Source organism: Porphyromonas sp. HMSC077F02 (assembly GCF_001815465.1).
Classification (GTDB): Bacteria; Bacteroidota; Bacteroidia; order Bacteroidales; family Porphyromonadaceae; genus Porphyromonas_A; species Porphyromonas_A somerae.
Genome location: NZ_KV820669.1, coordinates 123,533 through 138,005, shown reverse-complemented (window position 1 = coordinate 138,005; position 14,473 = coordinate 123,533). Strand labels below are relative to the sequence as shown.

The window sequence follows — 14,473 nt, the reverse complement described above, 5'->3', positions numbered from 1 at the left end:
AGTCACCCCATCACGCAGAATATCGGATGAGGCCAAAATTTCAGCTTATATTTGGAGCATATTGCCACACCTGCTTACTTGGTGGCACATACTTTACTACCCTCATTGAGTACAACTCGCATAAATATTATTCTCCTCCCTTCTTATAAAGGCATTTGATTGGGATAGGTTCATCTTTTTCTGTAACTTTGTGGACCTTGCGGTAGCGAGGGTGATGAAATGAATAGGAGTAGTAACAACGACACAATTTTGTATGGAATGGAGAGAAGGGCTATCCCAAGAGCCACTTGAGAGAAGTAGCGGAGAGGATGGCAAGAGGAATCGATACCGCCGTGAGGCAGGAGAGCACTCCATGAAGGGCCCTCTTGGCACTTCAAGACAATATAGCCACTCGGAGCATTCGGAGGAGCCGAGGCCTTTCGGTGGCTCGCAGGTACGGAAACGGCGCCGTATCAGCGAAATGGATAGTGGCAGGGTCCCTAGTAGTAGGGGTCGATTTTCGAATGACCCTCCCCGCCCTCCCCGCCCTCTTAGCAATCGACAGCAGGGCACGGAGCCGGTAGGCGACTTAGCGGAGAATAGGCGCCAAAGGAGCTTTTATAAAGAGCAATACTCGCAGGTGCGGGAAGCGAAGCGACAAATCTACGCCCAGGGGGAGGGGGGAGATGATAAGGGTGAGTATGGTGAAGGATCCGCTCGTGCCAATCACTACAGCACCTCCCCCAGCAGACCAAGGGGCGGCCGACAAGGAGGTGGCGGAAGGTTCCCAGCTACATCACAAGGAGCTCCATCACGTGGGGCTCACTCCAAGAGGAAAAGCGAGCCAGTGCCACCACTTTACGATCAGGAGCCCATTGATCTAGCGGAGGAGGTAAGGCTCAATAAGTTTCTCTCCAATGCCGGGGTATGCTCTAGGCGGGAGGCGGATGAGCTGATCAAGGTGGGGGCGGTACTGGTGAATGGTGCACCGGTGACGGAGCTAGGCACCAAGATCACCGCCCGAGATCGTGTGGAGGTGAATGGTCGGGAAGTACGGCCGGAGCAAAAAGTTTACCTACTTCTGAATAAGCCCCGCAATTGTGTCACCACCACGGATGATCCTCAGGAGCGGCTCACGGTGACTCACCTAGTGAGGAAGGCGTGTAAGGAGCGCATTTATCCTGTAGGGCGATTGGATAGAAATACTACGGGCGTACTCCTTCTAACGAATGATGGCGACCTCGCAGCACAATTGGTCCACCCTTCGCACAAGAAGAAAAAGATCTACCATGTGTGGCTGGATAGAGAGGTGGCGGCAGAGGATATGCAGAAGCTGGCCGATGGCGTGGAGCTAGAGGATGGCGAGATGCATGCCGATGCCATTAGCTATGTGACGGAGGAGGATCTATCGCAGGTGGGGATAGAAATTCACTCTGGGCGTAATAGGATCGTCCGCCGTCTCTTTGAGCACCTGGGGTATCACGTGAAGAAGCTGGATAGGGTCTACTTCGCAGGGCTCACCAAGAAAAACCTAGGTAGGGGCAAGTGGCGCTACCTCACGCAGGAGGAGGTGAACAGCCTGAAGAGTGGTGCATTTGAGTAAAAAAAACTAAAGTTTGTAGAAGTGATGGAACGCAGTAAGATAGTAGATATACTCATCGCCCCCAAAGTGGGGAGTGAGGTCAATATCAAGGGGTGGGTAAGGACCAAAAGGGGCTCCAAGGGGCTTAGCTTTGTGGCGATCAATGATGGCAGCTGTATTCACAATATGCAGGTGGTGGTGGATCACAGCCTATTTGATGCCGAGATACTAAAGGATATCACCACAGGAGCGGCGGTGAGTATTATCGGGAAGCTCACCGAATCACAAGGGCGTGGGCAGAGTGTGGAGATACAGGCTTCGGCTATAGAGATATATGGTAAGGCGGATCCCAATAGCTACCCGCTCCAGAAGAAGGGGCACAGCATGGAATTTCTTCGTGAGATTGCCCACCTACGCCCTCGCACCAATACCTTTGGGGCGGTCTTTAGGATCCGACACCATATGGCCTATGCCATCCACAAGTTTTTCCACGATAGAGGTTTCTTTTATTTCCATACTCCTCTAATTACCGCATCTGACGCTGAGGGAGCCGGTGCTATGTTTGAGGTAACCACTCTGGACTTGAATAACCCTCCCCGTACCAAGGAGGGGGGCGTAGATTATAGCCAAGACTTCTTTGGTCGGCGCACCAATCTGACGGTATCGGGTCAGCTGGAGGGTGAGCTAGCTGCCACTGCTCTGGGGGCGATCTATACCTTTGGCCCCACCTTTAGAGCAGAGAACTCCAATACCCCTAGGCACCTGGCGGAGTTTTGGATGATAGAGCCGGAGGTGGCCTTTTATGAGATAAAGGAGAATATGGATCTTGCGGAAGAATTTATCAAGTACTTGGTGCAATGGGCTCTGGATAATTGCAAGGACGACCTAGCCTTCCTGAATGAGCGAATTGATAAAGGGCTGATCGAGCGACTGGAGTCGGTAGTGAAAAAGGACTTCATACGCCTCTCCTATACTGAGGGGATCAAGATACTGGAGCAGGCGGTGGCGGATGGGCATCAGTTTGAGTACCCTGTCTACTGGGGTGTGGACCTCGCGTCGGAGCATGAGCGGTATCTGGTGGAGAACCACTTCCAATGCCCTGTGATTCTGACCGACTACCCTACCGAGATTAAGGCTTTCTATATGAAGCAGAATGAGGATGGCAAAACGGTCCGTGCCATGGACGTGCTTTTCCCAAAGATTGGTGAGATCATTGGAGGTTCGCAAAGAGAGGAGAGCCTTGAGAAGCTCATCAGTCGCTGCAAGGAGGTGGGGATTCCTCTCTCCGAGATGGATTGGTACCTAGATACTAGGCGATTTGGTAGTGTGCCCCACTCTGGCTTTGGGCTTGGCTTTGAGCGACTGCTACTATTTGTGACGGGGATGGGTAATATTCGTGATGTGATCCCCTTCCCACGCACGCCCAACAATGCTAACTTTTAATCCATCGGTGTATGAAAAAGAAAGTCTTATATATTTCTCTACTGCTCCTTGCCATCCTAACCACTACAGGGTGTAGAAACAAGCGTATCTCCTATACCGATATGGTAAAAAGGGAGCATAAGGAGATCCAAGCTTTTATGGATAAAAAGGGGTTTAGGGTGATCCATGACCTCCCTAGTGACCTCCAGATGGCACCCAACGAGTTTGTGGAGCTAAAGAATGAGGTGGGTGAAGGTATAGGAGTGTGGATCAACGTGATCGAGGCTGGAAAGACCGAGGATATGGCTGTCAGTGGGGTAACCCCCATATTGGCTAGATTTTCGTATCAAGCGATAGGCGAACGAATGAAAAGCGGGCCTATCACTTTTAGCAATATTGGTCCTACCGAAAGTAGTGAGCCAGGGGTCACCTTTATTTACCAAGCTGATATCAATATGGAGTATTTTCGTGGTGGGATACAGCCAGCACCTAACTCCACGAGAGGTGAAGAGAGTATGCAGCCTTTTGCCTGCAATGCGATGATGTTGGCACTAAAGCAGGTACCCATCGGCTCTACGATTCAGATGATTGCCTCATTTAGAGAGGGACCAGCCTTTACGTTCCAAAGTAGTTCGTTTTTCAAAAACGATAATGATAGTGGTATTGCACTTTACTACGACCAGCTCAGGTTTAATAGAAAACAGTAATCAATTATGAGTCTAATCACATCAATTTCTGGCATTAGAGGTACGATAGGAGGAGGCCAAGAGAATGGTCTCAACCCGATTAATATAGCTCAGTTTACGGCTGCTTACGCGCAGTTTATTCGCGACAATAGTCCGCTCAAAAGTGGTAAGATAGTGGTAGGGCGTGACGCTCGTATCTCGGGTAATCAGGTAAGGCACGTGGTTATTGGCACATTAATGGGTATGGGATTTGATGTGGTGGACATCGGTTTGGCTACCACACCGACTACCGAACTAGCGGTTACTTATGAGCAAGCCGATGGTGGTATCATCATTACAGCGAGCCACAACCCCAAGGAGTGGAATGCCCTGAAGCTACTCAATCATGAAGGGGAGTTTTTGAATGCAGAGGAGGGTGCCCAGGTGCTTTCGCTAGCGAAGTCGAATAACCTTCAATTTGCGAGTGTTGGGGAAATCGGAAAGGTTTCTGAGAAGTGCTATACCGATCGGCATATTCAGGACGTTCTTTCTCTTCCTGAAGTGGATGTGGAAGCAATCAGGAAGGCAGGTTTTACGGTGGCTGTCGACACCATTAATTCGGTCGGTGGAATTGTGATCCCGAAGCTTCTTGAGGCGCTAGGTGTAAAGGATTACTATATAGTCCATGGTGATCCAACTGGTGATTTTGCCCATAATCCTGAGCCATTGCCTCACAATCTACAAGATCTCTCAAAGCTGGTGGTAGAGAAGAGGGCTTGCGTAGGCTTTTCAGTCGACCCAGATGTGGACCGCCTGGCTATCTACAATGAGGATGGGACGCCTTTTGGCGAAGAATATACGTTGGTGAGTGTATCAGACTACCTCCTATCGCTCTACCCAGGGCACAATACAGTCTCTAACCTTAGCTCTACACGTGCACTCCGTGATGTAACGGTGAAGCATGGAGGCAAATACTATGCGGCAGCGGTTGGCGAAGTAAATGTCACTACGAAAATGAAAGAGGTAGATGCGCTTATTGGTGGTGAAGGAAATGGTGGAGTGATCTACCCAAAGTCGCATTACGGCAGAGATGCCCTTGTGGGGATTGCACTTTTCCTCACGATGCTGGCGAAAAGAGGGGCAAAGCCTACGGAGATCTTGAGTACTCTTCCTAAGTACTTTATGATCAAGAAAAAAGCGGAGCTAACCCCTACCCTACAAGTGGATAGAATCCTTAAGGAGATTGAGAACGAATACAGGGAGAAGGCAGAGGTTACTACTATAGACGGAGTGAAGCTAGACTTCCCCGACAAGTGGGTTCACCTTCGTAAAAGCAATACGGAGCCTATAGTGCGCATATACGCCGAGGCCAAAACAGAGGAGGAAGCAGAAAACATTGCGAATGAAATAATCACTAAAATTCAAAGATAGTTATGAGACACCCAGTAGTAGATAGATTTTTAAGATACATCGCTATTGATACTAAATCGGATCCCGAATCAACCACTACCCCTAGTACAAAGATTCAATGGGATCTAGCCCATGAGCTCCAAAAAGACCTAGAAGAAATGGGGCTAAAAGATATTTCTCTAGATGATAACTGCTATTTAATGGCTACTCTTCCAGCTAATTGCGATTGGGATCAGCCCACGATTGGATTTATAGCACACATGGATAGCGCTCCCGATATGAGTGGGAAGGATATCAAGCCACGCTTTGTGCAGTATGAGGGAGGCGATATTGTCCTAGACCCAAAAGAAGACATCAGGATCTCCCTGAAAACATTCCCTGAACTTGAGCAATACAAGGGTCAGGAGATCATCGTAACAGATGGGCACACCCTTCTTGCAGCAGATGATAAGGCGGGTGTTGCTTCAATCTTAGAGGCTATTCAGTACTTAATTGATCACCCTGAGATTCCTCACGGGACCATAAAGGTGGGCTTTACTCCCGATGAGGAGATCGGTAGAGGAGCTGATAAATTTGATGTAAAGAAGTTTGGTGCCGACTTTGCTTATACCATTGATGGCGGTGAAATCGGTGAGCTACAGTATGAAAACTTCAATGCCGCAGGGGCTAAAGTAACTTTCAAGGGGCTGAATGTGCACCCAGGAAGTGCTAAAGATAAGATGATCAATGCTCAGCTACTCGCTATGGAGTACAATAGCTACCTACCACAAGCACTGCCTAGCAACACCGATGGCTATGATGGGTTCTATCACCTAGTAGGCATGAGTGGTACGGTTGAGGAGGCTGAATTGCACTACATTCTTCGAGATCATGACCGTGAGCAGTTTGATCTCAAGAAAAGTTGTATCAAGGAGGTAGCAAAGCGTATCAATGAACTATATGGAGAAGGTTCTTGCGTTGCAGAAGTTACCGACCAATACTTTAATATGAAGGAGGTGATTGCCGATAAGATGTACATTGTAAACCACGCAGCAGAAGCGATGAAGGCGACTGGCGTAGAGCCTATAATTGAGCCTATCCGTGGTGGTACAGATGGTTCAAAACTCTCCTTTATGGGATTGCCTTGCCCCAACATTTTTGCTGGTGGGCACAACTTCCATGGTCGTTACGAATACCTTCCAGTACCTTCCCTAATCAAGGCAATGGAGGTGATCGTAAAGATCGCTACTACCAAAGTGACAAAATAGAGATTTACTAATACTTTATAAAACAACATTATGGAACTAAAGAAAACACCCTTTACAGACATCCACATTGAGTTGGGTGCCAAGATGAGTGAATTTGCTGGCTACAATATGCCTATTCAGTACGAAGGGATCAACCCTGAGCATCTGAATGTGATTGAAAATGTAGGCGTCTTTGATGTCTCTCACATGGGCTCTATCGTAATAAGTGGACCTAAGGCACTTGAATTTATTCAAACTGTCAGTAGCAATGATGCTACAAAGCTAGAGCTTGGAAAAGCACAGTACACTTACATGCCAAATGGAGATGGCGGTATTGTAGATGACTTTATCATGTATCTACTAGAAGGTGGTAGGTATATGTGTGCTGTGAATGCAGCTAACATCGAAAAGGATTTCAACTGGATGAAAAAGCACCAGATCGAAGGTGTAACCATTGAAAATGAGTCTGAGAGAGTAAGCATTTTGGCCGTACAAGGTCCTAAGGCAAAGCAAACCATTCAGAAGTGTGTGGACATTGACCTGAATACCATTGCTTACTACCACTATGCCTATGGCAAGTTTGCTGGGATAGATTGCATCATCTCCAATACCGGCTACACTGGTGCAGGAGGTTTTGAGCTATATTTCAAAGATATAAAGGATGCCCACAAGGTATGGGATACCCTTTTTGAGGCAGGCAAGGAGTTTGGCATCAAGCCTACTGGCCTTGGAGCACGTGATACGCTACGACTAGAGATGGGCTTCTGCCTATATGGTAATGACATCGATGATACTACTAACCCACTAGAGGCAGGTCTTGGTTGGGTTACTAAGTTTGTAGAGGGCAAGGAGAAAATGCCAAGTCGTGACCTACTCCTTAAGACAAAGGAAGAGGGGATCAAGAATCGCCTTATCGGGTTTGAGCTGAAGGAGAAAGGTGTTCCTCGCCATGGATATGAGATCCAGAATGCTGCGGGTGAAGTGATTGGCCGCGTTACTTCTGGAACGCAATCACCTGTGCTAGGTAAGGGAATTGGCCTAGGATATGTACAGGTAGCGTATAAGGAGCCAGGAACTGAAATCTTCATCCACATCCGTAAGAAAGCAGTGCCTGCAGAGGTGATCAAGCTTCCATTCCGCAAATAACATCTCAAGACCTTTATTATAAAATAGGAGGAAAACAAGATTTTGCTTTCCTCCTATTTTATGATAATCATGGAACAGAGCCCTCCTTTTAATTCTGTTTATCTCTCTCAATCGTAATAATAGGCTTCTCAAACCTTATAGATAGCCAATTACGGATTAATTTCTCACGCTCATCACTGATTTTCTTATCCGTAAACAACTTGATATAAGGAATGGTGTCTACCACTTGCGTACTAACCATTGAGGCGTCTTTCATGATGGAATCGGTGCGGAAAGAGTATAATTCGCCGAACTGGCTATAAGTAATTTCTTCAAAAAGTTGTTGCATCTCATGAGTCACCGCTTCCGCCTGACGATAAAAGGCTTGATGGTTACTGAGTGCTATATTGAGAGAATCATTCCTTAGTTGCAGATATTTTGTATAGCTCTTATCAGAGGCACTTTGCATATCACTCATGATCGAAAGCCAATGGTTTTCGATATTGGATTTATCTGAACCTTGCTTGATAGATAGTATGGTATTCTTCAATCCATAAGATGGAAGTAGATCTTGAAGACGCTGGATTTCATCAGGGGAAATCTCCTCCCCTATGATATTGACGTTGAAATAATCTACAGAGTCGGTCTTGGTATTATCGTATGAGAGTACGAATGAATTATCAAAGATCATCTCTTCCTTAATAAACTTATCCTGCTGAATCTCTTGGAAGGTATCATGTACAAATCGATATGCTAAAATTACACTTGGTATGATCGTACATACCACGATCGCTATCACAAGATTATTTAGTCGTTTTCCCCTCGCCTTATCCACGTAGGTGACCCTACGATACTTAAGAAGTCTGATCACTATAAATGTAGAGAGGCCAATAAATACAGCGTTGATAATGAAAAGATAGAAAGCCCCGAAGAAATAATTCAATTGCCAAGTAGCAAGCCCGTACCCAGCACTACAGAGTGGTGGCATCAGAGCTGTAGCAATCGCAACACCTGGGATAACCTGACCTTTTGACTTACTTGTACCTGCTATAATACCTGCAGTACCGCCGAATAGTGCGATAAGGACATCGTAAGCAGTGGGCTGTGTTCGTGCCAATATCTCACTCGACGCCACACTGATAGGGCTGATCAAGAAGTAAATAGTGGAAGTGATAACACTGATGGCCACCGCCATCCCAAGATTCTTGACGCTTCGTCCAACAAGATTAAAATCAGTAATCCCTAATCCTAATCCAAAACCGATAATCGGGCCCATCAGAGGTGAGATAAGCATGGCACCGATGATCACAGCAGTGGAATTCATATTTAGCCCCAAAGAGGCAATTAGAATAGCACAGATGAGGATGAACATCTTTGTTCCTTTGAACTCCACATCTGACTTGAGAGCATCAATAATGACCGTTTCATTTTCCTTCTCGTGACGCATATCAAAAAATGAAGCGATAAACTGCCAAAGAGATTGACCTGATCTTTCCATAAAATCTTAAAACGAATAAAACCCTTGTAGCTCTGGAGTAATAAGATGAGTAGAATTAAGTGATACCTTTCTGAGGTCTATTTCCCAATCATTAACTATGCCAGACGCCTTTCCTACAATAATCTATTGCAAAGATAATAAATAATAGAGACCGTTGCACGAAGTGTGGAGAAGAGAATATATCCCCCCTGTACAGATAAACATTTTCTCGAAAAAAATCAGTAAATTGCCATCGCGTAAGTTCCACTTTAATGACAAAAGTTCATTGGGGCTTATTGTGGTCTATTTTAAGAATAAATAAACAAAGAATTATGAACGAAACGATACTGGTAATATATCTGGCGGGAGGCTGTTTTTGGGGAGTAGAACACTATATGAAGTTGCTACCAGGTGTGGTGGAAACAGAAGTGGGATATGCCAATACTATTGTAGAAAACCCATCATATGAGGAGGTCTGTACGGGCAAGACTGAAGCGGCTGAAACAGTGAAGGTATCTTATGATAGTAGCAAGGTGTCGTTATCGTTTTTACTAGACCATTTCTTTCAAATCATCGACCCAACCACTCTTAACCGGCAAGGGAATGATAGAGGAACTCAGTATCGCACTGGGGTTTACTATACTGATGTTGCTGATAGGCCAATAATTATGAATGCTCTTGCACGGCTACAGAGTAAGTATTCGAAGGTATTGATGGTGGAAGTGAAACTCCTTAAGAACTACTTCAAGGCTGAAACCTATCACCAAGATTACTTGAGCAATCGACCAGGTGGATATTGCCATGTACCGATAGAAATGTTTGGTCTTGCTAAGAATGCAGTGGTACCGAAAGAATCAATAGCATCAGACAATGCTATTCGATCTGCCGAGAGGAAAAGATTGTCGGAAAGCAAAGATGAGCTAAAACAGAGGCTCTCACCCATCCAATATCTAGTAACTCAAAATGAGGCAACAGAGCGTCCATTTACCAACGAGTATAATGACACAAATGAGGATGGGATTTATGTAGATATTGTCTCTGGTGAACCTCTTTTCTGCTCAAAGGATAAGTATGATGCAGGGTGTGGTTGGCCATCTTTCACGAAACCGATCAATACACAAGGTATCAACAAGAAGTCTGACTTCAAACTGGGCTATGAACGCATAGAAGTAAGAAGTAGCTCAGCAGATAGCCACCTCGGCCATGTATTTGAAGATGGACCAAAGGAGCAGGGTGGCTATAGATATTGCATCAATAGTGCGGCAATAAGGTTTATCCCAAAAGCCAATATGAAGAGTGAAGGCTATGGAGACTACCTCTATCTATTTGAGGATAGCACCGATTGATTGGTGCTACTTAAATGATTGTAGAGAAACGAGAGATGCATACCTACCATTCTTATCCATCAACTCTTGATGCGTCCCTTCTTCCACAATAGAGCCATCCTCTAGCACTACGATCTTATCCGCATTGGTAATGGTGGATAGTCTGTGAGCGATCACAATGGTAGTACGACCCTTCATTAAGCGTTCAAGAGCTTCTTGCACTAGTCTTTCAGAAGCGGTATCTAGTGCAGAGGTGGCCTCATCTAGAATAAGTATTTCAGGGTCTTTTAGCACAGCTCTGGCAATGCTAAGCCTTTGACGTTGACCGCCACTCAGTTTCCCGCCTCGGTCTCCGATATTAGTGTTGTAGCCTTCTGGAAGCTCTGCAATAAACTCCTCCGCATTAGCTATTCTTGCAGCTCTTTGTACCTTATCAAGGGTGGTCTTTGCGCCAAAGGCGATATTATTGTAAATCGTATCATTGAAGAGAATAGCCTCTTGATTTACATTGCCCATAAGCCTTCTTAGGTCAAGCATACGTACATTACGAATATCTGTTTCGTCAATGTACACCCCACCCTTTTGCACATCATAGAAGCGAGGTAGCAAGTCCACTAAGGTACTCTTCCCTGACCCACTAGCCCCTACGATGGCTACTGTTTGTCCCTTTTTTATGCTAAGGTTTATATCTTTCAACACCCAAGTATCTTCATATTTGAAAGAAACGTCCTTAAAGGAAATAGAGTGATGAAAAGTGATGTCTTCAGGCTTCTCTGGGTCAGTGATGTCATTCTGTGCTAGTAGAATCATATCTACACGCTCAAGACTAGCAAATCCTCTCCTAATAGCATAGCTACTCCTTGAAAAGTCCTTGGCTGGATTGATGATGCTGTAGAAAATAACTAAATAGTAAATAAATGTACTGGCATCTAACCCACCTGCTTGGTCTAATATCAATGATCCACCATACCAAAGTACAATAGAAATCGTAACTGTACCCAAGAATTCACTCATCGGGTGTGCCATCTGCTGCCTTTTAGACACCCGCATTGAAGTATTTCTGAACGTATCATTATAGCTAGAAAAACGCTTTCGAATCATCTCTTCGGCATGAAAAGCCTTAATAATACGTAATCCACTCAGTGTCTCCTCAATCATACTAATGAGCATACCCCATTGTTCTTGAGCTAAAAGGGAGGTCATCTTGAGCTTCTTACCCACTTGTCCCATCACATATCCTGCTATCGGAAGTACAATAAGTACGAAGAGGGTTAGTTCAGGACTAATGGCCACCATGGCAGCTAGTGAGATCAATATCATTAGAGGATTTTTGATCAGGGACTCTAGTGAACTGATGATAGAAGACTCTATATTATTTACATCTCCTGTCACTCGAGCAATGATATCTCCCTTTCGCTCATCACTGAAAAAGCCTAGAGGAAGCTCCATAATCTTATCGTTGATGCTATTTCGGATGTCTCTAACCACACCGGTTTGAACAGGGATCATGCAGTAAAAACCCATATAAGCCGATGCCACCTTAAGAAACGTAATCACCGAAAGATACACACCCAATATGATTAAGGTATTTGAAGCTCCATACTCAGTAATAAGTTGGGTAATATAGTAGAAGAAATTATTCTTGACAACAGCACTTAGGCGAGAAAGGCCGCCATCACTCCATAACTGTATGGTATCCCAAGAGATAAACTGATAAACAGTCTTATCAATTTTGAATAGTATATTCAGTATGGGCATAATTAGAGAGAACGCGAGGAGGTTTAAGATTGGCGTTAATATATTAAAGAATATATTACCAACTATGTACCACTTGTAGGGTGGTATAAATCTCTTGAGTGTCCGGAAAAGCTCTTTCATAAAGACCTGATAATTTATTTCGGCATAAAAGGAGGATGTCGCACAAAGTGCCATCCTCCACAGTTGCTTACAAATCTACTTCTGCAAAGATACCTATTCTATACCATAACAGAAAAAAGCTACTACATAGAAAACCTCGTGGTTCACTATGTAGTAGCTTTATTAGTTCCGAGAATCGAGTCTCGTATTATTCCTCAGTAGTTGCCTGCTCTACCTCAGCACTCTCTTCCTTAGTGGTTTCCTCTACCTCCTCAGAAGTCTCAGCCTTTTCAGTCTTAGGCTCTGCCTTAACAATAGGGGTATCTGACACAATAGTCAGTGGCACCTCTACAGTTACGTCCTTGTGCAAACGAACCCTAGCAATATACTCACCTACCTCCTTAATACCAGGAACTTGGAGCATCTTACGATTGATCTCAGTAAAGCCAAGCTTTTCTAGTTCATCTGCAACCATTGAAGCAGATACTGAACCATAAATACGGCCCACATTACTTGTCTTAACCTCAATAGTTAGAGAGGTTCCTTCAATCTTATCAGCTATCTTTTGAGCATTAGCAAGTTCAGCTTCAAGTTTGCGAGCCTGCTGTCTTTGATTCTCTTGTAGGATCTTGATCGCAGACTCTGATGCGATTACTGCCTTTCCTTGTGGGATTAGAAAGTTTCTACCATATCCAGCCTTTACATCAACGATCTCGCCCTTAAAGCCTAGATTTGGCATATCTTCTTTCAAAATAATCTTCATATTCTGTCTCCTTAAGTTATTATTATTCTTTGCTATTTATTAGTAACCCTATGCCATCATATCTGTCACGTATGGCAGAAGTGCCAAGTGACGAGCACGCTTAACAGCTTGTGCTACACGGCGTTGCATCTTAAGAGAGTTACCTGTCAAACGACGTGGATAGATCTTACCTTGCTCATTGAGGAATTTCTTAAGGAACTCAGGATCCTTATAGTCTACGAACTTAATCCCAGCCTTTTTAAAGCGACAATACTTCTTACGATTTCGCTCTATAGAGAGTGGTGTAAGATAACGCACCTCTGACTTACCTTTTCCTTTTTTCGCCATAATCTTTACTTTCGTCTACTTTAATTGTTTTCTTCCGATACTGTACTGCTTGCCTCTTCACTCTTTACAGGCTCTTTGCGGTTGCGACGACGCTTCTCAGCATACTCTAGTGCATACTTCTCCTGCTTGAATGTAAGGAAACGAATCACCCTATCATCACGACGATAGTTTACCTCTAGCGTCTCAATAAAAGAGGGCTCGCTCTTAAACTCTAAGAATACATAAAACCCAGTAGACTTTGCTTGGATAGGATAAGCAAGCTTACGCATACCCCACTCCTCACGATTCACTAGCTCACCACCATTATCGGTAATCAAGCCAACGAACTTATCTACCGCTTCCTTTGTCTGGTCTGCAGACAAATCGGGAGTTAAAATGAAAACGGTCTCGTAGTTGTTCATCATAAATTATTAATCTATTATTTTGTGAAAATAAAATCCGACTGCAAAGGTAATCATTTTCAGTTGAATAGACAAACCAATCGCTCTATTTATTTACAAACAGATTCGGTTGAAGACTTCTGCAATAACTGTTGATATACACTTGAATCACTTATAATAGCCGATGCTGTCTCTTGTCCTTGATTAACGATATCGTCAATTGCCTTTAATTCAAACATCTTGTAGTCTTTAAGACCTTTCATGTCAATCAAAATGTCTGCCAACTCAATATCCTCTTTCATATTGGCTTTTGAGATAATTTCAAAATATCTCATCGCCGAGCTCTTAATACTTGATGGGGATTCAAAAGGACTTAGTTGGTACAAGTTAATGCCCACGACACACTCCGTCTCTTCTCTGATTACAGAGACTGGGAAGTTTTTCAGCACTCCACCATCTACATATTCAACCCCCTTTATTTTAAGTGGCTGAAAGACGATAGGTACTGTACAAGAAGCCACGACCGCCGAAACCAAGTCATCACCATCTCTAAAGGCTGTTATCTCTGCTGTCTCCCAATTCGTAGCAACGGCGACAAATGGGATTTGTAATTGCTCAAAGCTCTTAGCACGGAGGTTCTTTTTTAGCATTCTTGCTACCCCACTTGGCTTTAGTATGCCTCCTGAAAATAGACTTAGTTCGGCAAAGTCCATTAGCTTATGTCCTCTAAAAAGATCTGCTATCTCCTCAGGTGCAAAACCATCGGCATACAAGACTCCTGCCAATGCACCTGCACTAGTTCCAGCTATAATATCTGGCTTAATTCCATACTTCTCAAATACTTTGAAAGCGCCAAGGTGAGCAAATCCCTTAGCCCCACCCCCTCCGAGTGCGTATCCAAGACGATATTTCTTTTGATTCTGACTCTCGTCCAT

The 14,473-nt window shown here is 44.5% G+C and carries 13 protein-coding genes; 7 read left to right on the top strand and 6 right to left on the bottom strand.

The features are described 5' to 3' along the window. Positions 1-253 precede the first annotated feature (253 nt). From HMPREF3027_RS05330 to gcvT, 6 genes are read left to right on the top strand one after another with little or no spacing between them, the layout of a single operon-like run. On the top strand, positions 254-1,582 hold the full coding sequence (locus HMPREF3027_RS05330) for a pseudouridine synthase (protein WP_070707513.1): 1,329 nt from the start codon (positions 254-256) through the stop codon (positions 1,580-1,582). Positions 1,583-1,606: 24 nt separating this feature from the next. Beyond that, on the top strand, positions 1,607-3,004 hold the full coding sequence (gene asnS, locus HMPREF3027_RS05325; protein ID WP_070707512.1) for an asparagine--tRNA ligase: 1,398 nt from the start codon (positions 1,607-1,609) through the stop codon (positions 3,002-3,004). 11 nt (positions 3,005-3,015) lie between these two features. Beyond that, on the top strand, positions 3,016-3,690 hold the full coding sequence (locus HMPREF3027_RS05320; RefSeq protein WP_070707511.1) for a DUF4827 family protein: 675 nt from the start codon (positions 3,016-3,018) through the stop codon (positions 3,688-3,690). A gap of 6 nt (positions 3,691-3,696) precedes the next feature. Then, entirely contained in the window at positions 3,697-5,079 is a 1,383-nt protein-coding gene (gene glmM, locus HMPREF3027_RS05315; RefSeq protein WP_070707510.1) for a phosphoglucosamine mutase, read from the top strand. 2 nt (positions 5,080-5,081) lie between these two features. Continuing rightward, on the top strand, positions 5,082-6,305 hold the full coding sequence (pepT, locus tag HMPREF3027_RS05310; protein WP_070707509.1) for a peptidase T: 1,224 nt from the start codon (positions 5,082-5,084) through the stop codon (positions 6,303-6,305). A 30-nt stretch (positions 6,306-6,335) separates the two neighbouring features. Next, the gene (gene gcvT / locus HMPREF3027_RS05305; protein WP_070707508.1) at positions 6,336-7,430 is read left to right on the top strand and encodes a glycine cleavage system aminomethyltransferase GcvT; all 1,095 of its coding nucleotides are present in this window, start codon (positions 6,336-6,338) and stop codon (positions 7,428-7,430) included. Positions 7,431-7,518: 88 nt separating this feature from the next. Here gcvT and HMPREF3027_RS05300 read toward each other — a convergent pair whose 3' ends face one another. Next, positions 7,519-8,907, bottom strand: a complete 1,389-nt coding sequence (locus HMPREF3027_RS05300; protein ID WP_070707507.1) for a TIGR00341 family protein — start codon at positions 8,905-8,907, stop codon at positions 7,519-7,521. Positions 8,908-9,218: 311 nt separating this feature from the next. On the opposite strand from HMPREF3027_RS05300, the gene msrB reads away from it, so the two are divergent. Next, complete coding sequence (gene msrB, locus HMPREF3027_RS05295) at positions 9,219-10,232, top strand: peptide-methionine (R)-S-oxide reductase MsrB (RefSeq protein ID WP_141756232.1); 1,014 nt, start codon at positions 9,219-9,221, stop codon at positions 10,230-10,232. Positions 10,233-10,238: 6 nt separating this feature from the next. Here the strand turns inward: msrB and HMPREF3027_RS05290 are convergent, their stop codons facing one another. From HMPREF3027_RS05290 to HMPREF3027_RS05270, 5 genes are all read right to left on the bottom strand, one after another. Continuing rightward, the gene (locus HMPREF3027_RS05290) at positions 10,239-12,089 is read right to left on the bottom strand and encodes an ABC transporter ATP-binding protein (protein WP_070707526.1); all 1,851 of its coding nucleotides are present in this window, start codon (positions 12,087-12,089) and stop codon (positions 10,239-10,241) included. Positions 12,090-12,276: 187 nt separating this feature from the next. After that, complete coding sequence (gene rplI / locus HMPREF3027_RS05285) at positions 12,277-12,831, bottom strand: 50S ribosomal protein L9 (RefSeq protein ID WP_021903314.1); 555 nt, start codon at positions 12,829-12,831, stop codon at positions 12,277-12,279. Between the two features lie 48 nt (positions 12,832-12,879). After that, on the bottom strand, positions 12,880-13,158 hold the full coding sequence (gene rpsR / locus HMPREF3027_RS05280; protein ID WP_018028073.1) for a 30S ribosomal protein S18: 279 nt from the start codon (positions 13,156-13,158) through the stop codon (positions 12,880-12,882). Between the two features lie 20 nt (positions 13,159-13,178). Continuing rightward, positions 13,179-13,559 (bottom strand): 30S ribosomal protein S6, encoded by a 381-nt coding sequence (gene rpsF, locus HMPREF3027_RS05275; protein WP_018028074.1) that lies wholly within the window; start codon positions 13,557-13,559, stop codon positions 13,179-13,181. A gap of 89 nt (positions 13,560-13,648) precedes the next feature. Further along, positions 13,649-14,473, bottom strand: coding sequence for a patatin-like phospholipase family protein (locus HMPREF3027_RS05270; RefSeq protein WP_070707504.1), 825 nt, complete (start codon positions 14,471-14,473; stop codon positions 13,649-13,651).